Below are 20239 nucleotides of genomic sequence, written 5' to 3'. Positions count from 1 at the left end.
CCCCACGCCGATGCAGGGCTCCGCAGGGCACTCTTCCCGGCTTCTACCCAGGCTTTCCATGCGACGTCTTCTCCCCCGCCTGTGTGCGGTTCTGCTTTCGGCCTTTCTGCTCATCGGCTTTGCGCCCGTGGCTTCGGCCTCGGACTCGGTGGCCGGCCTGACCCCCTGTGCCGAGAGCTCCCGCTTCCAGCAGCGGGCCTCAGCCGCCCAGACCGACCAGGCCAAGTCACGGTTCAACGCCTACAGCCAGGCTCTCTGCGGTGATGATGGCCTGCCCCGCCTGATCGTGGACGGCCGCTTCAGCCATGCCGGTGATTTCCTGATCCCAGGCCTGCTCTTCCTCTACATCGCAGGCACGATCGGCTGGGCAGGCCGCTCCTACCTGATCGCGATCCGGGGCAGCAAGGACGCCACGATGCGTGAAATCCAGATCGACATCCCTCTGGCGTTCAAATCCACTCTCGCGGCTGCCGTCTGGCCCCTGGCGGCCTTCGGCGAGTTCGCCGGCGGAAAGATGATTGAAGCCGATTCCAAAGTGACCGTTTCCCCCCGCTGATTCCTGGAACCATGAAGAAATTCCTCTCCACCGCCCCCGTCGTTGCCGCGATCTGGTTCACCTTCACGGCCGGCCTCACCATTGAGATCTTTCGCGCCTTCCCCGACCTGATCCTTCATCCCCTCTGAAGCGACCCGTCAGCCGTCAGCCCCTCCTGGACTGACCCTCAGATCCATCAACGGCCCCCGGGGGCCGTTTTTCATGACAGCGGCACTCGTTGGGTGACGGGCCTGTGCCTTGGTGCTCCTGGGGTGTACCGACCATCGCCGCATCAACCCATCGCCGCATCAACCGGTGGCCAGGCCAAGGGCCGCTTCCAGTTCGCCCACGGCCGCTTCCAGCTCGCCGTTGACCAGCACCCCATCGAACTCCTGCTCAGCGGCCAGTTCCACCGTGGCCCGCTGCAGCCGGCGGACGATTGCCTCCTCGCTGTCGGTGCCCCTCCCACGGATGCGGCGCTCCAGCTCCTCCAGAGAAGGGGGCTTGATGAACAGCTGGTAGCCAGCCCGGAAGGTCTGGCGCACCTGGCGGGCCCCCTCCAGTTCGATCTCCAGCAGCACGGATCGCCCTGCCGCCAGGTGCTCCTCCACCGGACGCCGCGGCGTGCCATAGAGGTTGCCGGCAAATTCGGCCCACTCCAGAAATCCCCCCTCCTGCACCAGCTGCTCGAAGCGCTCGCGGCTGAGGAAGAAGTAGCTGCGGCCCTCTACCTCCCCCGGCCTGGGGGGCCTGGTGGTGGCCGACACCGACAGCCAGAGGTGGGGATGACGCCGCAACAGCTCGGCCACCAGCGTGCCCTTGCCCACCCCGCTCGGACCGGTGATCACGGTGAGTCGGGCCATGGAAGTCGCGGAGGCAGGGCTGCAGAGTAGAAGCCACACGCGGAAGGGCTGGAGCGCAGCCATGGCAAGCCTCCAGGCCCAGGACGTGACCAGCCTCAAGGCGGTGCTGGCCGAATGGCGGCGCCTGCTGCTGCCCAGCCGCCTGGAAAAGGCCCAGCAGGCGGGCCCTGGCACGATTCAGCTGGGCCTGCGCCACCTGCAGGGGATGCAGTGGCTGGAGCTGAGCTGGCAGGCCGAGGCGGCCCGGGCCCATGCCATCGCGCCGCCACCGCGCCAGGGGGAGGGGAGCACCCTGGCCCAGCAGCTGCAGCACGGTCTCGGTGGACTGGCCCTGGTCAGCCTCCAGCAGGCTGGCTGGGAGCGGGTGCTGGAACTGGGCTTTGCCCGCCGCCCCGGCGAGGCTCCGCAGCGCTGGCTGGTGGCTGAGCTGATGGGCCGGCACAGCAACCTGCTGCTGCTGGAGCCCGATGGCGATGGACGGCAGGTGGTGGCTCTGGGGCGCCAGGTGAAGGCGTCCCAGTCGCGGCTGCGGCCGATCGGCACCGGCGACCCCTACCAGCCGCCCCCACCCCTGGATGGCGCTCCGCCGAGCCGCGCCGAGAGCTTCGAGCGCTGGCGTCAGCGGGTGGCCCTGCTCCCCCTGCCCCTGGAGCGGGCCCTGCGCAGCGCCTACCAGGGCATCAGCCCGGCCCTGGCCCGCCAGCTGGCCCCACCCGAGTGGCTGCAGCAGACTGTCGCCGAGCTGCAGCCCCATCAGTGGGAGCTGGTCTGGCAGCGCTGGCAAGCCTGGCTGGGGGCGGTGCAGGCCGAGCGCTTCTTCTGGCACGGCGACGCCGAGGGCTACCGCTGCTGGAGCCCCGAGCCGCCTTCGCAGCACCCGCCGGCACCAGAGCCCCCGGCAGCGGTTCAACCGCCGACCGCCGCCCCGGCGATGCCGATCAACCATGGCCTGGCTGAGTTCTACGGCCGCGCCCTGGCCCAGCAGCGCCTGGCCCAGCAGCGCCGGCAGCTGCAGCAGCAGTTCGAGCGGCTGCTGCAGCGAGAACAGCAGCAGGCCGGCAGCCAGCAGGCCCTGCTCGATGCCGTGCCGGAGAGCGAGGCCCTGCAGCTGCAGGCCGATGCCCTGCTGAGCCAGTTCCAGCCCAGCCGCAGCTGCATCGACAACGCCCAGAAGCTCTACCGCCAGGCCCGCAGGCGACGCCGCTCCGTGGCGGCCATCCAGGAACGGCTGGCCTGGCACGGGCAGCGTCTGGCCTGGCTGGAGGCCAGCCTCACCTACCTCGACCAGGCGGAGGATCTTGAGGCGCTCCTGGGCCTGGGCCGGGATCTGGAGGAGCATCTCCACCCCGGCGGCAGGCCAGCCCGGCAGTCCCGGCGGGGCGGCGGCCAGGGTCGGGAGGGCCAGCCCCAGCCCCTCGAGCTGATCAGCCCGGGGGGGCTCACGCTCCAGGTGGGCCGCAACCACCGCCAGAACGAGTGGATCGCCTTTCGCCAGGCCCGGCGCGGCGACCTCTGGTTCCATGCCCAGGAGCTACCGGGCAGCCACGTGGTGCTGCGCAGTTCGGCGGCAGCGGCGGGGGAGGACGATCTGCAGGCCGCGGCCGATCTGGCAGCCCACTTCAGCCGCGGGCGGGGCAACCGCCGCGTGCCTGTGCTGATGGTGCCCACGGCAGAGCTGCAGCGGATTCCGGGCGCCGCCCCCGGCACGGTGCGGCATCGCGGCGGCAGCCTGCTCTGGGGGGAACCGGAGCGGGCTCTTAGCCTGCTGGCAGCACGGCAACCATGACGGACACCTCCCCCCAGGATCCCGGCCGTGCCGGGCCACCGCCCCCGATCCGGATCGAGGTCGGTCGGTGTGAGCGGGAACCCCGTCCCGCCACCCCCAGCGGCGCGCTGGCTGGCGAGGAGTTCCCAGGCGAAGTGGAGATGAGCCTTGTGGATCATCTCGAGGAGCTGCGGCGCCGCATCCTGAGGGCCCTGCTGGCCCTGCTGGCGGGGGCGGCCCTGTGTCTGGTGTTCGTCAAACCCCTCGTGCGGCTGCTGGAGATGCCGGCCGATGGCATCCGCTTCCTGCAGCTGGCGCCGGGCGAGTTTCTGTTCGTGTCCCTGAAGGTGGCGGGCTACGCCGGGCTCACCCTGGCCCTCCCCTACGTGCTCTACGAGGGCCTGGCCTTCGTGCTGCCGGGCTTGAACCGCCGGGAACGGCGCCTGGTGGCGCCGGCGGTGGCGGGCTCGGCGGTGCTGTTCGCCGCAGGACTGGCCTTCGCCTGGTGGGCCCTGGTGCCGGCCGCCCTGCGATTTCTGGTGAGCTATGGCGCCGATGTGGTGGAGCCCAGCTGGTCGATCGAGCGCTATCTCGACTTCGTGCTGCTGCTGATGGTGGCCACGGCCCTGGCCTTCCAGCTGCCGGTGCTGCAGCTGCTGCTGGGTGCCCTGGGGCTGGTGCGCTCCCGCGCCATGCTCTCGGGGTGGCGCTGGGTGGTGCTGCTGGCGGCCCTGGCTGGAGCGGTGCTCACCCCCTCCACCGATCCGGTGACGATGCTGCTGCTCACCGGCGCGATCAGCGCCCTCTACCTCGTGGGGGTGGGCCTGGTGGCCTTCACTGAGCGGCTGCGCGCCTGGCCGGCCGGGGCCCAGCCCCTGGGCTCGGAGGAGGCCTGAGCCACATCGCCGGCCCGCGCCGCTCAGAGAAAGAACTCGCTGGCCCGCTCCGGCGGCAGCTCCAGGGCCAGGCCCAGAGCCCTGCCCAGTCTGGGCTTGTCGGAGGTGGTCTCCAGCCAGGCCCGCACCTGGGCCGCCACGCCCAGCCCATTCAGCAGGCCCGTGAGCTCCTCCAGCTTGGCCCCGTAGGCCTCGGCGGAGAGCGGGAACGACTGCTGTTCCAGATAGGCCCACATCACCTGCAGGTAGAGGCGGCCGCGGCGCTGCACCAGCTGCAGGTCGTAGCTGGCCTGCCAGCGCCGGCGCAGCAGGCCCAGCAGCTCCTCGGCACTGAGGGGAGAAGAGGGATCCACAACCACAGACGCTCAGGCCCCTATGCCAGTACCAGGGAATCCAGGGCGAGACCGAAATCCGCAACGGGTTGTTGCAGAGCCCCCGCCAGGCCCCGTTGGCAGCCTGGCTCAGGTGGAGTCAGGTCTTAGGGTGGCCGCCACGTTGCTGTGGCTTCCAGGCCGCCCTGTATGACCCAGATGCCAGCGAGTGCTTCGAGCGGTGATGTGCCCGGAATGGGCCGTCGGCAGTTCATGAACCTGCTGACCTTCGGCTCCCTCACGGGCGTGGCCCTCGGGGCGCTCTACCCGGTGGTCAACTACTTCATTCCGCCCAAGGCCGCCGGCAGTGGTGGGGGCACCTCCGCCAAGGACGAACTCGGCAATCCCGTCACCGGCAGCGGCTGGCTGAGCACCCACAAGGAAGGGGACCGCAGCCTGGTGCAGGGCCTCAAGGGCGATCCCACCTACCTGATCGTCGAGGGCGACGACGCCATCGGCAGCTACGGCATCAATGCCATCTGCACCCACCTGGGCTGCGTGGTGCCCTGGAACGGCGGCCAGAACAAGTTCATCTGCCCCTGCCACGGCTCCCAGTACGACGCCACCGGCAAGGTGGTGCGGGGGCCGGCTCCCCTCTCCCTGGCCCTGGCCCACGTGTCCGTCGAAGACGACAACGTGTTCCTCAGCCAGTGGACTGAAACCGACTTCCGAAACGGCGACAAGCCCTGGTGGGCCTGATCCGCTTCCCCCGTTCGCCCCTGTCGCCCCACCTCTGATGCGTCGCTCCCTCTCCCTGCTGCTCGGTTGCCTGCTGAGCGTCACCGTGCTGCTCGGTGCCGCCTCCCCCAGCTGGGCCTACCCCTTCTGGGCCCAACAGAACTACGACAGCCCCCGTGAAGCCACGGGCAAGCTGGTCTGCGCCAACTGCCACCTGGCCAAGAAGGCCACCCGCATTGAAGTGCCCCAGGCCGTCTTCCCCGACACGGTGTTCAAGGCCGTGGTGGAGATTCCCTACGACACCTCGGTGCAACAGCTGTCCGGCGATGGCAGCGGCACCGGCCTGAATGTGGGCGCCGTGGTGATGCTGCCCGATGGTTTCACCCTGGCACCCCAGGATCGCCTCAGTGAGGAGCTCAAGGAGGAAACGGCGGGGATCTACTACACCCAGTACTCCGACGACCAGCCCAACATCCTCCTTGTGGGTCCCCTGCCCGGTGACCAGCACCAGGAAATCGTGTTCCCGCTGCTCTCCCCCGATCCGGCCCAGGACAGCAGCATCCACTTCGGCAAATACCAGCTGCACGTGGGTGGCAACCGTGGCCGCGGCCAGGTGTATCCCACCGGTGAGAAGTCGAACAACACGATCTTCAACGCCACGGCCGCCGGTACCGTCTCTGCTGTCACTCCCGCCGATGGCGGCGCCACCGTGGTGGAGATCACCACGACAGACGGCTCCGTGATCAGCGAAACCATTCCAGCCGGTCCGACCGTGACCGCCGCCGTCGGTGAGACCGTCGCGGCCGGGGCTGCCCTCACCAACGACCCCAACGTGGGTGGCTTCGGCCAGATCGACACCGAAGTGGTACTTCAGGATCCTGTGCGGATCTACGGGATGCTGGCGTTCTTCGCAGCCATTGCCGTGGCCCAGATCTTCCTGGTGCTGAAGAAGCGCCAGGTGGAGCGAGTGCAGGCCGCCGAAGGCATTGTCTGAGCTGGTCGGCCCCGAGCTCTCTCTCAGGCCCTTGAACGTGCTTCTTGTGTTCACCTCCCCGGGGCCCCTGGTGTTCCAGCTGGGCCCCCTTTCCGTGCGCTGGTACGGCCTGCTGATTGCCGCAGCGGTGCTGGCGGGCCTCAGCCTGGCCACCCGGCTGGGCCGGCAGCGGGGCATCGAGCCCACCCTGATCGCCGACCTGCTGCCCCTGCTGGTGCTGGGAGCCGTGATCGGCGCCAGGATCTATTACGTGCTGCTCGAATGGCGCCAGTACGAGGACAACTGGGTTGAGGCCCTGGCGATCTGGCGGGGGGGCATCGCCATCCACGGCGCCTTGATCGGCGGCAGCCTCACCACCGTGCTCTATTGCCGCTGGCGTCGCCAGCCCTTCTGGCCCCTGCTCGACGTGCTGATGCCGGCCGTGGCCCTGGGCCAGGCGATCGGTCGCTGGGGCAACTTCTTCAACTCCGAGGCCTTCGGCCTGCCCACCGACCTGCCCTGGAAGCTGCAGATCCCCCTCGCCAACCGGCCCACGGAATTCCTGGATCAGGTGGATTTCCATCCCACCTTCCTGTACGAATCGCTCTGGAACGTGGGCGTGTGTGTGCTGCTGCTGGTGCTGTTCCGCCAGGGCCAGAAGGGCCGCATCTCCCTGCCGGCCGGCAGCCTCAGCTGCATCTACCTGATGGCCTACAGCGCCGGCAGGGTGTGGATCGAGGGCCTGCGCATCGATCCGCTCTGTCTGTTCTCCCAGCCGCCCTTCTGCGAGGGGGGGCTGCGCATGGCCCAGGTGGTGAGCCTGCTGCTGATCGTGCTGGGTGGCCTGGGCCTGTGGTGGCTCTACGGCCGCCAGCGCCGCCTGCCTGACCCCAGCGGGGTGGTGCAGTGACGCCGCGCGTCTCGATCGTGGGGGCCGGCCCCGGCGCCGTGGACCTGCTCACCCTCAGGGCTTTGCGGGCCATCGAGCAGGCCGAGGTGCTGGTGTGGACTGACTCGCTGGTGAGCCCCGAGATCGCGGCCCTGGCCCCCGAAGGCTGTGAACGCATCCGCACCAGCACCCTCACCCTGGAGGAGGTGATGGCGCTGGTGCAGGAGCGGGCCGCAGCGGGCAAGCAGGTGGTGCGTCTGCACGATGGCGATCCCTGCCTCTACGGCGCCCTGCACGAGCAGATCTGTCGCCTGGCCGATGCTGAGCTGGCCGTGGAGGTGGTGCCTGGCCTCAGCGCCTATCAGGCCACAGCCGCAGCCCTGCAGCAGGAGCTCACCATTCCAGGCCTGGTGCAGACGATCGTGCTCGGTCGCGCCGGCGGGCGCACCGGCGTGCCCGAAAAGGAATCCCTGGGCCGGCTGGCGGCCCTGGGAGCCTCGCTCTGCCTTTACCTCAGTGCCCGCCACGTTCAGGAGGTGCAGCAGGAGCTGCTGCAGCACTACCCCCCGGACACCCCTGTGGCAATCGGCTACAGGGTGAGCTGGCCGGACCAGTGGCTGCAGGTGGTGCCGCTCACGGCCATGGCCCAGGCCAGTGAGGAGCGGGGCCTGATCCGCACCACGCTCTACGTGGTGAGTCCGGCCCTGGCTGCCAGTGCCGAGGCCCGCTCCAAGCTGTACTCAGCCAGCCACCACCACCTCTTCCGCGGCGGAGCCTGAGGCTGCGGCGGGGCCTGAAGCCTCGGCCGTGCCGTGCAGCTCCCGCTCCAGCCTGGCCCGATCGAAGCCGCAGCCCAGCCGCGCCACGATCTGCTCCAGGTCGCGGGCGGCATTGCCCAGGCAGCAGCTGCCGCCGGGGGAGGGCGTCACGTTGAACACCAGCCCGGGGCGGGCGGGGATGCTGGCCTCCCCGAGCAGCAGGCGGCGCTGGCGCTTGTCGATCAGCTGGGGACGCACCCCGCCGTAGCCCTCGGCAAAGCGCAGGTCCTCGAGCTGCATGCCCGGCACGATCTTGCGGGCATCGGCCAGGAACAGGCGCCGCCGCAGCCAGGGCACCTCGAACAACAGATTCCTGAGGATGTAGCGGCGGATGTCGCCCACCCGCAGCAGCTGCCAGGCCACGGCCAGCACGGCCCAGTCCAGGCGCAGCACCTTGAGGAACTCCCAGAAGGAGGCCAGGCGGTAGCGCTCCAGCAGCGGCAGCGGCAGGGCCGTGGGGCCGAAACGGGTCTTGCCCGGAGCCCGCACATCCGGATCGCCGTGGATGGCCGCGAAGGGAAGTTTGTCGTTCTGAACGGTGTAGACCTTGCCGTTGAGCAGATCTGGGGTGAAGTAAAAGCTGCCGGCCACCGGCAGGCAGGAGTACTCCAGGCCGTAGCCCATCTGCTGAGCCATCAGCAGGCTGTGGGCCCCGGCGTTCACCACCACATGGCGGGCCCACAGCTGCCGTTCCGCCTGGTCTGCCGCCGCCGCGCAGCCCGGGGTGGGGGTGAGCAGCACCCGGAAGCCCTCCCCCTCGGGCGTGATCGCCGCCACGGTGGTGCCCAGCTGGAGCTCCAGCTGGCGGTCGCTGCCCGCCACCGCAGCGCGAGCTTCGGCCACGAAGGAGGCCGAGAGGGCCTCGTAGTCGACAGCGGTGTAGCTGCCGCGAATGCCGATCGCCGCCAGCTCTTCAGGGCGCGGCTGGCCGTTCAGCAGGGCGACACGGGGCTCCCAGGCCGCGATCGCTTCGGCATCCAGCAGCTCCATAGCCGGGAAATGGGGCGAGAAGCGCTGGAAGCGCTCCCGCAACAGGGCGCACTCCTCGCTCCCCACCCCGAGCACCATCTTGGGTGTGCGGAACACGCAGCGCTCCCGGCTGGCGGGATCGAGCAGCTCGGCGTAGCGCACGATCATCTCGGCGGTGCGCTTCACCTTCAGGGCCTTCTCCAGCGTGTAGTTGGTCTCGATGTCGCCGCAGTGGATCGTCTGGCTGTTGTTGGTGGCGCGGGAGTTGACGCTGGCCAGGGCGTCGTAGCGCTCCACCAGGGCCACCCGGGCCAGGTCGGTGTAGCGGGCGAGCTCGAACAGCAGGGCCGTGCCGCACACTCCTCCGCCCACGATCAGCACATCCACGCTTGCGTCAGCGGGGAGGGAAGCCTGCTGAGCGGCCTGGGGCGCGGACATGTGCGGGAACGGAGGGGCGCTGCTCACAGGCACATCGGAACGGCCCACCATTTTGGCTGATGCCAGCAGGCACAGGATTGGCTGATGCCTGCAGGCACAGGGTTGGCTGATGCAAGCAGGCAGAGGGTTGGCTGATGCCAGCAGTCAGAGGGTTGGCCGATGTCGGCAGAGAGAGGTTCCGGCGGTGATTTAAGCTCCCTGAACGGCACCCGATCCGCAGGGTCAGGGCCGAATCAACGGGCGATTAGCACAGCGGTAGCGCACTTCCTTCACACGGAAGGGGTCACTGGTTCGAGTCCAGTATCGCCCATGTCAGCGAGCCCCCAGCCGGGGGCTTAGGACCAAAGCAGCGCCCTGGGCTGCTGCCACCCCTGGGGTTCCCCTGGTGGCAGACGAACGTGTTTCCCTGCAGAATCTGCATCATTCTGGCTCCGGGGCTGAATCGGCGCCCGTAACCGCCGCCCCACCTGGATCCCTTGCTGCCATGAGCGCAGACCCCACGTCAGATCTGCAACGGCTGGCCTCGTGCCTGCAGCAGGCCAGGCTGCGCCGGGGGCTGAGCCTCGAAGATCTGGCCGACCGTCTGCACATGGGCCGGGAGCAACTGCAGAGCCTGGAGACTGGCGATCCGAAGGCCCTGCCCGAACCGGTGTTCGTGATCGCCCAGGCCCGGCGGGTGGCCTCAGCGCTCGGCGTCTCGATCGATCCCGAAATCCAGGCACTGCGGGCCAGCCTTCAGGGCCGACAAGCAGGGACGCCCCTGGCCGAAACCTCCAGCAGCCCAGCCCAATCACAGGCGGCGGCCCCAGCCTCAGGGCGGGCCACCCCGGCGGCTCGATGGCCCCTGCCCCTCGCCGCGGCGGGACTGCTGGCCGCGCTCTCCGCCGCAGGCTTTGTCGGCTACCAGAGGCTGGTGGCGCCTGACGGCGGCAGCGGAAGCAACGCCCAGGCCCCAGCCAACACGCCGCAACCAGCAGCCGCCCCCTCAGCCCCAGCAAGCGCCGTCAGCGGACCAGCTCAGGCCCAGGAACCGGCGGGCTCCGGCGGTGCTGCATCCGGCCAACTGCTGCTGAGGGCCCAGCAACCGAGCTGGCTGGAAGTGCGCAGCGCCGATGGAACCACCCTGTTCCGCGGCACGCTGCAGGGGGAGCAGTCCTTCCCGCTCCAGGCCGAATTACAGGTGCTGGCGGGCCGGCCAGACCTGGTGGAAGTGGAACCGCCGGGGCAACCCAGGCGCCGGCTCGGCACGATCGAGCAGGTGCGCTGGCAGCTGTTCAGGGCTCCCGCACCCTGAGTTCCAGCCCACAGGCTTCCGCCACCACCTCGCCGCAGGAACGGAGACTCCAACGCTCCAGGCTCAGGTCAATGGCCGGCTCCCGGGGGCCTGGATCGTGGGCCACCAGCTCCAAGTCGAGCACCCCTTCGGCGGCGCAATGCACGCGGATGGCGGCAATGCCGGCCGCCGGCCGGCGATCGAGGGCAGCCGCCAGCCTCAGCAACAGGGCCATGGAGAACACTCTGCTGCGCTGGTCGCGCTCCTCAATCAGCTGCCACGACTCGTGGCGCTTCTTGGGCAGGCTGCGGCGGTGGTAGCGGGCCATGGCCGCCACCATCAGGTGTTCCGCCTGGGAGAACCCCAGCAGTTCGCCGTGGCGGATCAGATACCAGGTGTGCTTGTGATAAGCGGAGATGTTGATGCTCTTGCCGCAGGTGTGCAGCTGGGCCGCAGCCCAGAGCAGCTCCCGCCCCTCGCCGCTGTCGTGATGGAGGAGGCCCTTGCTCTGGTCGTAGAGGCTTAGGGCGTGGCCCGCCACCTGATCGGCCCGCTCCCGGTCGATGCCGTAGCTCTGGGCCAGATGCAGCACGGTGCGCTCGCGGATCGTGCTCTGGAAGCTGAAGCGATCGCCCAGGATCTGGTTGCGCAGCATCCAGTCCACGATCAGCCCCTCCCGCAGGGCCCGGTCGCACACCACCAGCTCGGGTGCCCCGAGCATCTGCATGGCGGTCTGCAGGATCAGGGCCCCGGGCACGATGATTTCGGCGCGGCGCTCATTGATGGCCGAGAGCTCCCGGCGCTGCTCCGGGGTCATGGCCACCAGGCCCTCCACGAGCTCATCGATGCGCTGCTTGGGCAGCGTGTAGCCCTGCAGCTTGAGGGGCGGCTTGGCTTCTGCCGCCGCCGCCAGGGAGGCCAGGGCCATCGCCGTGCCACTGGTGCCCACCAGCCTGGGCTGCTCGCCAGGCTGCAGGGCCCGCTTCAATTCGGACACGGCCGGGTCCAGCGCCCCCTGGATGTAGGCCTTCAGGAAGCGCTGCCGCTCCAGGGGAAGGGGCTCCTGCTGGCAGAACTCCCGCTGCAGCCGCACGGCGCCGATGCGGGTGCTGGTGAGCACCCGGGCGTCGCGGCCGTCACCGAGCACCAGTTCGGTGGAGCCACCGCCGATGTCGAGGATCATGTGGGGCTGCTCGCCGAAGCCCATCCCCGAGAGCACCCCCAGGTAGATCAGACGGGCCTCCTCAGGGCCGCTCACCAGATCCACCGACAGGCCCAGCTGGTCGTAGAGGGCCTGCACGAAGTCGCGGCCATTGGGCGCTTCGCGCACGGCACTGGTGGCCGCTGTGACGATCTGCTCCACCCCGTGGCTCTCGGCCAGCTCCTTGTCGTGGCGCAGGGTGCGGAAAGCCCGCTCAATCGCGGTGGGGCTGAGATCACCGGAGTCAGGGTCGCGCTCGCCCAGGCGGGTGGTGGCCTTTTCCGCCAGCAGCACCGAGAAGCTGCGCAGCTCCTCATCCACCTCGGCGATCAGCAGATGGATCGAGTTGGTGCCGATGTCGATGGCCGCGACCCGGCGTCGATCGGGGCGCTGGGAGGGAGGGCTCTGGGCCATCGAACCGGGGCAGCCAGGGCGCAGCCAGTTTGCCACTGACCCCGGGGCCCCTGGTCGCAGACGCCTAGCGTTCCTGGCTGGACACGGTTGGATCGGCAAGGGAGGCGCATGGCAGGCTCGGCGACGGGCAAGAAAGGCGACGCGCCGGCAGGCCCCGCAGCGATGGGCGCCGACCTGGGCGCCTGGCTGCAGCTGCTGCGCTGGGACAAGCCGAGCGGCCGCCTGATCCTGCTGATCCCGGCGGGCTGGAGCCTGTGGTTGCTCCCGTCAACCCCGCCGCCGGCCTCGCTGCTGCTGGCCCTGGCGCTGGGGGGCCTGGCCGTGAGTGGGGCCGGCTGCATCGCCAACGACCTCTGGGATCGCCGCATCGATCCCCAGGTGGAACGCACCCGCCAGCGTCCGCTGGCCTGCGGCCGGATGGGCGTGGGCACGGCCCTGGCGCTGCTCACGGCCTGCCTGAGCCTGGCCCTGGGGGTGGTGCTGTGGGGCCTGCCCGCCGCCAGCCGGGGTCTCTGCCTGCTGCTGGCCCTCGCCACCCTTCCCCTGGTGCTGCTCTACCCCTCGGCCAAGCGCTGGTTCGGCTACCCCCAGCTGGTGCTGGCCCTCTGCTGGGGTTTTGCGGTGCTAATCCCCTGGGCCGCCGCCACGGGCAACCTGGCCGGGGGCTGGCCGCTCGCCCTGGTCTGGCTGGCCACGCTGCTGTGGACCTTCGGCTTCGACACCGTGTACGCCATGGCCGACCGGGATGATGACCGGGCGATCGGCGTGCGCAGCAGCGCCCTGAGCCTGGGGCGCCGGGCGCCGCAGGTGGTGACGCTCTGCTACGCCGCCGCGGCCCTCTGCCTGGGTGCGGCGGTGTGGACCCTGGCGGCAGGGTGGAATGGCCTCAATCTGCTGGGCTGGGGGCTGGCCGCAGGGGCGAGCCTCGGCATGGTGCGTGCCGGGGTTCTGCTGCAACGGCCAGGTCAGTCCCGGGGGGCCTTCGGGCGCCATTTCCGCCAGCAGGTGTGGCTGGGCGGGCTGTGGTGGCTGGCCCTGGTGCTGGGGCGACTGGCGTGACCCTCCCGCCCCGGCAACCTCCTCCCCTGCGTCCAGGAGCCCGGGTGGCCCTGGTGGCGGCCAGCTCCGCGCTGGCGGCCAGCGATCACCTGGAGCGCCTGGAAGCCGGCATCGCCGTGCTCGAGAGCTGGGGCTTGGAGGTGGAGCGCCGCGCCCTGCACGAGCGGCGCTGGGGCTATCTGGCCGGCCGCGACGCCGAGCGCCGCGATGATCTGCTGCGGGCTGAACACGTGGGGGCCGAGCTGCTGGCCTGCCTGCGCGGGGGCTGGGGGGCGGCCCGGCTGCTGGAGCAGTCCCTCACCAGCCTGTCTCCCCGCTGGCTGCTGGGCTTCAGCGATGTCACGGCCCTGCTCTGGGCCCAGCTGGCCCAGGGGCACGGTGGTGGCGTGCACGGCCCCCTGCTCACCAGCCTGGCGGCGGAGCCGTCCTGGAGCCAGGAGCGGCTGCGGGCCCTGTTGTTCGGGGAGCCGGTGGCCGACCTGCCGGGCACCCCATGGCGGGGTGGCGTGGCCGAAGGCCCCCTGCTGGTGGCGAATCTCACCGTGGCCACCCACCTGCTCGGAACTCCCCACCTGCCCGACCTGCGCGGCGCCATCCTGGTGATCGAAGACGTGGGCGAAGCTCCCTACCGGATCGATCGGATGCTCACCCACTGGCGGCTGAGTGGCGCCCTGGGTCAGTTGGCCGGCATCGGCCTGGGCCAGTTCAGCGGCTGCGACGACCACCCCCCTGGAGAGTCCGGAGCCGACCCCATCGCGATGGCGGCGCGGTTCAGCCTGGAGCAGGTGTTGCACGATCGCACCGGGGATCTGGGCATTCCGGTGCTCGCCGGGCTGCCGGTGGGCCACGAAGCCGGCAATGGGGCCCTGCCGCTGGGTGTCTGGGCCCGGCTGGACGCTGAGGCCGGCCGCCTTCAGCTGCTGCCCGCCCCTGGGGCCTGAGGTCAGCCGGAAGAACCGACCCCGGCGGAGGCCAGCAGGGCCGCCGCCACCGTGAGGTCAAACGGTGTTGTGAGCTTGATGTTGGAGGGCGGCGCCTCCAGCACGGCCACCGGCAGGCCGAGCCGCTCGAACAGGGCCGCGTCATCGGTGACGCTCCAGCCTTCGCGCCGGGCGCGGGCATGGGCCGAGCGCAACTGGTCCACCGGGAACCCCTGGGGGGTCTGAGCCGCCCAGAGTCCCGCCCGATCGGGGGTGGCCAGGATCGCCCCGGCAGCATCCACCTGCTTGATCGTGTCGGTGACGGGGGTGGCGGCAATCACCGCCAGGCCCTGCTCCACCGCCGCAGCGCAGCGCGCCAGCAACTCCGGCTCCACCAGGCAGCGGGCGCCGTCGTGGATCAGCACCCCGGAGGCCTCGGCAGGCAGGGCCTCCAGGCCCCGGCTCACCGACTCCTGGCGGCTGTCGCCCCCCAGGATCCACTGCACCGGGCGATCCGGCCTGGCGGCCTCGATGATCGCCGCCACCGCTTCGGCATCCATGGGCTGGCCGACGATGCCGATCCAGCGGATCGCCGCACAGGCCAGGGCGGCCTCCAGTGTCCAGGCCAACACAGGGCGCCCGGCCACCTGCAGCAGCAACTTGTTGCCGGCGGCGCCCATGCGGCGGCCACTGCCGGCGGCGGCGATCAACAGATGCACAGGCGTCTCCCGCGGCCAGGCGCGTCCGGAACCGCTCCATACAATCAGTCCGCCGTGACTGCCCCTCGATGCGCGCCCTGTTCCTGCTGCCCGGCGACAGCAGCCGGCAGCTCCAGGCCTTCCCTGCCGTGGCCGCCGTGGCGGACCAGCTCAAGGCGGTGGTGCAGGTTGTCTGCCCCGCTGAAGCGGTTGGTCTCTGGCGCCTGCACCCCGGCGTAAGCCGCGCCCTGCCCTTCAGCTTCGCCAACGCCACCCTCGCCGACTGGGCCAACCTGCTGGGCTCGGTGCGGGAGCCCGATTTCCAGCTCTGCATCAACCGCGCTCCCAGTCGGGCCATGGATCTGATGCTGTCCATGAGCCACATCCCCACCCGGGTGGCCAGCCAGGGCTTCTCGGCCACCGCGCTGGTGCAGGAGCCTGCAGGGGGCTGGCCTTCCCAGGCCTGGGAAACCTGGCTGCGCCCCCTGGGACTGAGCCTGAACGCCGAGGCCTTCCGCCTGCCGATCCCCCCGGCCGATCTCCAGGCCGCCGCCGCCGCCCTGCCCGCCGGCGATGGGCCCCTGCTGCTGCAGGCCCCGGCGGGGGGCGTTGGCGACTGGCCACCCGAACGTTGGCAGGAGCTGCCGGCCCTGATCGCCGCCCAGCTGCCCGGGCTGCGCAGCGCCAGAGCCGGAGAGGGTTCCTGGAGCCAGCGGGCCGCACGCCTGGCCTGCGCCGATGTGGTGCTGGCCAGCGATCCGGCCAGCGTGGAGCTGGCCCTGCTGCTGGGCCTGCCGCTGGTGGCCCTCGGGGCTGCAGCCGGCGACCTCCCCCAGCGCGAGGGAGTCAAGGCCCTGGGCAACCCAGACGAGCTGTCCCAGCTCGGCAGCGCCGCCGTGCTGAGCGCCCTGGGGCTGGCCTGAGCGGCCCCCAGCCCAGCGGGTGATGGGTCTCGCCATACGATCGGCGCCACTCACCCCTCCCCCTCGATGGCCGTCGCCGCTCCCCTCACCGGTCAGGTCGCCCTGGTCACCGGCGCCAGCCGCGGCATCGGCGCGGCGATCGCCCTGGAACTGGCCGCCAACGGCGCCACCGTGGTGGTGAACTACGCCAGCTCCGAACAGGCCGCGGCCGATGTCGTGGGTGCCATCGAGGCCGCCGGTGGCAGGTCCTGGGCCCACCGGGCCAACGTGGCCGAGGAGGCCGAGGTGGAGGCGATGGTGAAGGCGGTGCTGGAGCGCGAGGGCCGCCTCGACGTGCTGGTCAACAACGCCGGCATCACCCGCGACGGGCTGCTGATGCGCATGAAGACCGCCGACTGGCAGAGCGTCATCGACCTCAACCTCACCGGCGTGTTCCTCTGCACCAGGGCCGTGAGCCGGCCGATGCTGAAGGCCAGGAGCGGCCGCATCATCAACATCACCTCGGTGGTGGGGCTGTGCGGCAATGCCGGCCAGGCCAACTACAGCGCCGCCAAGGCCGGGGTGATCGGCCTCACCCGCAGCAACGCGGCCGAGTTCGCCGCCCGGGGCGTCACGGTGAATGCCGTGGCCCCCGGCTTCATCGAGAGCGACATGACCGCCTCCCTCGACAAGGAGCCGATCCTCAAGGCCATCCCCCTGGGCCGCATGGGCAGCGCCGCCGAAGTGGCCGGGGCGGTGCGCTTCCTGGCCGCCGATCCCAGCGCCGCCTACATGACCGGCCAGGTGCTTCAGGTGGATGGCGGCATGGTGATGCGCTGAGCGCCGCGGCACAACCCACCGCGCCATCCGCCGGGCTCAGCCGCCGATCGGTTGGCCCAGCTCCTCCCGTAGCCGGCGGATCCGCTGCAGCAGCCGCAGCCGCCGGCTGCGCGCCGTGAGCGTGAGGTAGAGCCGCAGCGGCACATAGATCAGTGCCATGAGCAGCCCGAGCGCCGTGACCAGCACGAACACCATGGCGTTGGCGCCGCTGGCGGTGCTCAGGGGCATGGCTTCGGCTGAAGCCGTGTCAAGGGCGCTCTGAAGCAACTCGTCCAAGACCTCTGTGCGGCTCCAGGCCCCCTCACCAGACCTTATCGGTCCGTCAGGACAGCCCGACAGTCTTTTCGGCTTTCCCTACCGGACCAGGCCCCAGGCCGCGTGGGAACCTGAAGCATTGGTACTCCTGTGAGCCGATGACCAAGCTGGTCAGCTTTTCCGACGCCTCCCGCGCCGCCCTGGAGCGGGGTGTCAACGCCCTCGCCGATGCCGTGCGGGTGACCATCGGTCCGAAGGGACGCAATGTGGTGCTCGAGAAGAAGTTCGGCGCCCCCGACATCGTCAACGACGGCGTGACGATCGCCAAGGAAATCGAACTGGAGGATCCCTTCGAAAATCTCGGCGCCAAGCTGATGCAGCAGGTGGCGAGCAAGACCAAGGACGAGGCCGGTGACGGCACCACCACCGCCACCGTGCTGGCCCAGGCCCTGGTGCGGGAGGGCATGCGCAACGTGGCCGCCGGCGCCAGCCCCGTGAACCTGCGCCGCGGCATGGAGCGGGCTGCCGCCCTGGTGGTGGAGGGCATCGCCGCCCGGGCCGTGCCCGTGGAGGGCGACGCGATCCGCCAGGTGGCCAGCGTCAGCGCCGGCAACGACGACGAGATCGGCGCCATGATCGCCCAGGCGATGGACAAGGTGAGCGTCGATGGCGTGATCACGGTGGAGGAGTCCAACTCCCTGGCCACCGAGCTCGAGATCACCGAAGGCATGGCCTTCGACCGCGGCTACAGCTCCCCCTATTTCGTGACCGATCCGGAGCGCCGGGAGTGCGTGTTTGAGGGTGCTCTGATCCTGATCACCGATCGCAAGATCAGCAGCATCGCCGATCTGGTGCCGGTGCTGGAAGCCGTGTCCAAGAGCGGCCGCCCGCTGCTGATCCTGGCCGAGGAGGTGGAGGGTGAAGCCCTGGCCACCCTGGTGGTGAACAAGAACCGCGGCGTGCTCCAGGTGGCCGCCGTGCGCGCCCCTTCCTTCGGGGATCGCCGCAAGGCCTACCTGCAGGACATCGCCACCCTCACCGGCGCCACGGTGGTGAGCGAAGACCAGGCCATGACCCTGGAGAAGGCCACCCTGGCCGACCTGGGCCAGGCGCGCCGCATCACCATCACCAAGGACAGCACCACGATCGTGGCCAGCGAGGAGCATCAGGCCGCCGTGGCCGACCGCATCGCCTCGATCCGTCGCCAGCTGGCCGCCACCGACTCCGACTACGACCGCGAGAAGCTGCAGGAGCGGATCGCCAAGCTGGCCGGCGGTGTGGCCGTGATCAAGGTGGGGGCCCCCACCGAAACCGAGCTGCGCAACCGCAAGCTGCGCATCGAAGACGCCCTCAACGCCACCCGGGCCGCCGTCGAGGAGGGCATCGTGGCCGGTGGCGGCACCACCCTGCTGGAACTGGCTGAAACCCTCTCTGAGCTGGCTGGCCGCTGCCAGGGCGATGAGCGCACGGGAGTGGAGATCGTCAAGCGGGCCCTGGCTGAGCCGGTGCGCCAGATCGCCGTGAACGCGGGCATCGACGGCTCCGTGGTGAGCGCCGAAATCCTGCGCGGCGGCAAGGGCTACAACGCCTTCAGCGGTGAATACGAAGACCTGCTGGCCGCCGGCATTCTCGATGCCGCCAAGGTCACCCGGCTGGCGCTCCAGGACGCTGTGTCGATCGCGGCCCTGTTGATCACCACCGAAGCCGTGATCGCCGACAAGCCCGAACCGCCCGCGGCCGCAGGCCCCGGCGACGACATGGGCGGCATGGGAGGTATGGGCGGCATGGGTGGTATGGGAGGCATGGGCGGCATGGGGATGCCCGGCATGATGTGAGCCGGGCTGCGCTCCCCGCCCCCCCTCAGGGCTGGGCGAGCGCCCGCAGGTAGGCCGCCACCTGCAGATCGATCCCCGTGATCGCCGTGCCCACCACCACCGCATCGGCCCCGTGCGCCAGCGCCGCGCGGGCCTGGGCTGCCGAGTGAATCCCTCCCTCACAGATGAGGGCCACCTCGTTGGGGAGAGAGGCCCGCAAGGGCGCCAGCAGGTCCATGGCAGGAGGGGGGCAGCTGGCGGTGTCCTCGGTGTAGCCGAACAGGGTGGTCCCCACCCAGCCGCAACCCAGCTCGGCGGCCCGCAGGCCGTGGGCCACGGAATCCACATCGGCCATCAGGGGCGCCCCCAGCTCCTGGGCGGCCCGCTGGATCAGCTCCGCCAGATCTTGGCCGCAGGGCCGCAGTCGGCTCGTGGCATCGATGGCCACCACATCGGCCCCAGCCGCCCACACGGCCTGGATGTCCGTCCAGGTGGGGGTGATATACACCGCACTGCCGGGGTAGGTGCGCTTCCAGAGCCCCACGATCAGGGCCTCCGGGCAGCGCCGACGCACCGCACCGATGTGTTCGGGACTCTCCAGCCGCACCCCGCTGGCGCCCTGGTTGAGGCTGGCCTCCGCCATGGCCGCGATCACCTCGGGGTGACGCATGGGTGATCCCTCCGGGGCCTGCACCGACACGATCAGCCCCCGGGGCCACGGCGCGGTGGCCATGCTCAGCTCGCCTCCGGCAGCTGATCGTCATGGAGCCACGAGCGCAGGCGTGCCAGCGAGGCCGGCACTGGAGCCAGCTGCGCAGGTCTGGTGGTCTGGCCGCCGGAGGTGGCCACCGCCTGAAGGCGGCGCAGCACAGGCTCAGGGTCCGGCTGCTGAGCCGGCAGCGGGGGCGTGAGAGAGGGGGTCAGTGAGGGCACCCGGGTGATCTGCTCGGGCTGGGGCAGGGCGATGGAACCGGCCTCAAAGGGGTTGTCAAAGCTGCTCTCAGCCAGGGAGAGGGCAGCTGGGCTGCTGGCTGGATGTGATACCGAGGCACCGCCCCCTCCAAACACCATCAGGTCGGCTTGCAGGAGCTCGGGAGCAGCTCCTGTTGCCTCGGCCAACTGGGGCTCGGGTGCCTGTGACTCAGCCACCTGTGACTCAGCCACCTGTGACTCAGCGGCCGGCTTCCACACCTCGGCAAGCTGGCCCAGTTCGAGCTGTTCAAGGCTCAGATCCTCCAGCCAGGAGGCGATCAGAGCCGCCCCAGGCTCCACCGCCGTGCCCGAGGAGTCCAGGTTTGCGCCGGCGTTCTGGGCAGCAATGGTGTTGCCGATTCCCTCCAGACCGGATGCAATCGGTGCCCAGGGATCCGCGGCAGGGACCGAGACCACAACCTCCGCAGCAGGGGCCCCGGAATCCGGCATTGCTGCTGGCCCGACCGGGGTGTCCACTCCCACCAGGGAAGCAAGCCAGCTGCAGGCCTCGGCACCCTGGGTGGGCTCCAGCCTGCGCAGCAGCAGGCTCTCGAGGGCGGCCACGCCGCGGCGGTGCACGAACTGCTCAGCCAGGCGGCGGGCCAGTCCTCCATCGCGCTCCGCCACGGCGGCCAGGAGCCTCGCCTCCGGGTCGGGACGGTCCGGGGCGGGGAAGCGGGGAGAACGGGGCACGGG

The 20239-nt window shown here is 70.4% G+C and carries 22 protein-coding genes and 1 tRNA gene; 15 read left to right on the top strand and 8 right to left on the bottom strand.

Annotated features, from left to right (window positions below; genetic code table 11):
* Nucleotides 1-58 precede the first annotated feature (58 nt).
* Together ACWJIO_RS06770 and ACWJIO_RS06765 are read left to right on the top strand one after the other, a co-directional pair.
* Entirely contained in the window at nt 59-556 is a 498-nt protein-coding gene (locus ACWJIO_RS06770) for a Photosystem I reaction center subunit III (protein ID WP_480312277.1), read from the top strand.
* A gap of 11 nt (nt 557-567) precedes the next feature.
* A complete protein-coding gene (locus ACWJIO_RS06765) occupies nt 568-684 on the top strand; it encodes a Photosystem I reaction center subunit IX (protein ID WP_480312276.1) in 117 nt (38 codons plus the stop codon).
* A gap of 159 nt (nt 685-843) precedes the next feature.
* Here the strand turns inward: ACWJIO_RS06765 and gmk are convergent, their stop codons facing one another.
* Nucleotides 844-1398 (bottom strand): guanylate kinase, encoded by a 555-nt coding sequence (gene gmk / locus ACWJIO_RS06760; protein WP_480312275.1) that lies wholly within the window; start codon nt 1396-1398, stop codon nt 844-846.
* A gap of 61 nt (nt 1399-1459) precedes the next feature.
* Here gmk and ACWJIO_RS06755 point away from each other — a divergent pair, with 61 nt between their 5' ends.
* Together ACWJIO_RS06755 and tatC are read left to right on the top strand one after the other, a co-directional pair.
* On the top strand, nt 1460-3184 hold the full coding sequence (locus ACWJIO_RS06755; RefSeq protein WP_480312273.1) for an NFACT RNA binding domain-containing protein: 1725 nt from the start codon (nt 1460-1462) through the stop codon (nt 3182-3184).
* Complete coding sequence (gene tatC / locus ACWJIO_RS06750) at nt 3181-4059, top strand: twin-arginine translocase subunit TatC (RefSeq protein ID WP_480312272.1); 879 nt, start codon at nt 3181-3183, stop codon at nt 4057-4059. The genes ACWJIO_RS06755 and tatC overlap by 4 nt, the downstream gene beginning before the upstream one ends.
* Nucleotides 4060-4082: 23 nt before the next feature.
* On the opposite strand, the gene ACWJIO_RS06745 is transcribed toward tatC, so the two are convergent.
* On the bottom strand, nt 4083-4412 hold the full coding sequence (locus ACWJIO_RS06745) for a DUF3067 family protein (protein WP_480312270.1): 330 nt from the start codon (nt 4410-4412) through the stop codon (nt 4083-4085).
* 168 nt (nt 4413-4580) lie between these two features.
* On the opposite strand from ACWJIO_RS06745, the gene petC reads away from it, so the two are divergent.
* Genes petC through cobM form a run of 4 tightly spaced genes read left to right on the top strand, consistent with a single transcriptional unit; the run spans nt 4581 to nt 7749 of the window.
* The gene (gene petC, locus ACWJIO_RS06740) at nt 4581-5129 is read left to right on the top strand and encodes a cytochrome b6-f complex iron-sulfur subunit (RefSeq protein WP_480312269.1); all 549 of its coding nucleotides are present in this window, start codon (nt 4581-4583) and stop codon (nt 5127-5129) included.
* Nucleotides 5130-5166: 37 nt separating this feature from the next.
* A complete protein-coding gene (petA, locus tag ACWJIO_RS06735) occupies nt 5167-6102 on the top strand; it encodes a cytochrome f (protein WP_480312268.1) in 936 nt (311 codons plus the stop codon).
* 31 nt (nt 6103-6133) lie between these two features.
* A complete protein-coding gene (gene lgt, locus ACWJIO_RS06730; protein WP_480312266.1) occupies nt 6134-6991 on the top strand; it encodes a prolipoprotein diacylglyceryl transferase in 858 nt (285 codons plus the stop codon).
* Nucleotides 6988-7749 (top strand): precorrin-4 C(11)-methyltransferase, encoded by a 762-nt coding sequence (gene cobM, locus ACWJIO_RS06725; protein WP_480312265.1) that lies wholly within the window; start codon nt 6988-6990, stop codon nt 7747-7749. Before lgt ends, cobM begins: the two co-directional genes overlap by 4 nt.
* On the opposite strand, the gene ACWJIO_RS06720 is transcribed toward cobM, so the two are convergent.
* Nucleotides 7711-9195, bottom strand: coding sequence for an FAD-dependent oxidoreductase (locus ACWJIO_RS06720; RefSeq protein ID WP_480312263.1), 1485 nt, complete (start codon nt 9193-9195; stop codon nt 7711-7713). The genes cobM and ACWJIO_RS06720 overlap by 39 nt on opposite strands.
* A gap of 238 nt (nt 9196-9433) precedes the next feature.
* Between ACWJIO_RS06720 and ACWJIO_RS06715 the strand changes: the two genes are divergently transcribed.
* Nucleotides 9434-9505 (top strand) — tRNA-Val (locus ACWJIO_RS06715).
* A gap of 174 nt (nt 9506-9679) precedes the next feature.
* Complete coding sequence (locus tag ACWJIO_RS06710; RefSeq protein ID WP_480312261.1) at nt 9680-10489, top strand: helix-turn-helix domain-containing protein; 810 nt, start codon at nt 9680-9682, stop codon at nt 10487-10489.
* Here the strand turns inward: ACWJIO_RS06710 and ACWJIO_RS06705 are convergent.
* Complete coding sequence (locus ACWJIO_RS06705) at nt 10470-12083, bottom strand: Ppx/GppA phosphatase family protein (protein ID WP_480312260.1); 1614 nt, start codon at nt 12081-12083, stop codon at nt 10470-10472. The genes ACWJIO_RS06710 and ACWJIO_RS06705 overlap by 20 nt on opposite strands.
* A 162-nt stretch (nt 12084-12245) precedes the next feature.
* On the opposite strand from ACWJIO_RS06705, the gene ACWJIO_RS06700 reads away from it, so the two are divergent.
* Both ACWJIO_RS06700 and ACWJIO_RS06695 read left to right on the top strand, forming a co-directional pair.
* A complete protein-coding gene (locus ACWJIO_RS06700) occupies nt 12246-13142 on the top strand; it encodes a 4-hydroxybenzoate polyprenyltransferase (protein WP_480312423.1) in 897 nt (298 codons plus the stop codon).
* Entirely contained in the window at nt 13139-14083 is a 945-nt protein-coding gene (locus tag ACWJIO_RS06695; RefSeq protein WP_480312259.1) for a S66 peptidase family protein, read from the top strand. The genes ACWJIO_RS06700 and ACWJIO_RS06695 overlap by 4 nt, the downstream gene beginning before the upstream one ends.
* A 2-nt stretch (nt 14084-14085) precedes the next feature.
* On the opposite strand, the gene ispD is transcribed toward ACWJIO_RS06695, so the two are convergent.
* Nucleotides 14086-14781 (bottom strand): 2-C-methyl-D-erythritol 4-phosphate cytidylyltransferase, encoded by a 696-nt coding sequence (gene ispD, locus ACWJIO_RS06690; protein ID WP_480312257.1) that lies wholly within the window; start codon nt 14779-14781, stop codon nt 14086-14088.
* A 68-nt stretch (nt 14782-14849) separates the two neighbouring features.
* Between ispD and ACWJIO_RS06685 the strand changes: the two genes are divergently transcribed.
* Nucleotides 14850-15683, top strand: coding sequence for a glycosyltransferase family 9 protein (locus ACWJIO_RS06685; protein ID WP_480312256.1), 834 nt, complete (start codon nt 14850-14852; stop codon nt 15681-15683).
* 66 nt (nt 15684-15749) lie between these two features.
* The gene (gene fabG / locus ACWJIO_RS06680; protein ID WP_480312254.1) at nt 15750-16502 is read left to right on the top strand and encodes a 3-oxoacyl-[acyl-carrier-protein] reductase; all 753 of its coding nucleotides are present in this window, start codon (nt 15750-15752) and stop codon (nt 16500-16502) included.
* Between the two features lie 36 nt (nt 16503-16538).
* On the opposite strand, the gene ACWJIO_RS06675 is transcribed toward fabG, so the two are convergent.
* Entirely contained in the window at nt 16539-16778 is a 240-nt protein-coding gene (locus ACWJIO_RS06675) for a hypothetical protein (protein ID WP_193815293.1), read from the bottom strand.
* Between the two features lie 137 nt (nt 16779-16915).
* On the opposite strand from ACWJIO_RS06675, the gene groL reads away from it, so the two are divergent.
* Nucleotides 16916-18592 carry a chaperonin GroEL gene (gene groL / locus ACWJIO_RS06670; protein ID WP_480312252.1) on the top strand — a complete coding sequence of 559 codons (1677 nt, stop codon included), beginning with the start codon at nt 16916-16918 and terminating at the stop codon, nt 18590-18592.
* A gap of 25 nt (nt 18593-18617) precedes the next feature.
* Here groL and ACWJIO_RS06665 read toward each other — a convergent pair whose 3' ends face one another.
* Both ACWJIO_RS06665 and ACWJIO_RS06660 read right to left on the bottom strand, forming a co-directional pair.
* Nucleotides 18618-19304 (bottom strand): N-acetylmannosamine-6-phosphate 2-epimerase, encoded by a 687-nt coding sequence (locus ACWJIO_RS06665; protein ID WP_480312250.1) that lies wholly within the window; start codon nt 19302-19304, stop codon nt 18618-18620.
* A 2-nt stretch (nt 19305-19306) separates the two neighbouring features.
* A complete protein-coding gene (locus ACWJIO_RS06660) occupies nt 19307-20236 on the bottom strand; it encodes a hypothetical protein (RefSeq protein ID WP_480312248.1) in 930 nt (309 codons plus the stop codon).
* Nucleotides 20237-20239: the final 3 nt, after the last annotated feature.

It is taken from the genome of Paraciimarium castrense LEGE 11436 (genome assembly GCF_056633055.1).
The sequence above is the reverse complement of the archived record's forward strand: the minus strand, read 5'-3'. Positions and strand labels throughout refer to the sequence as shown.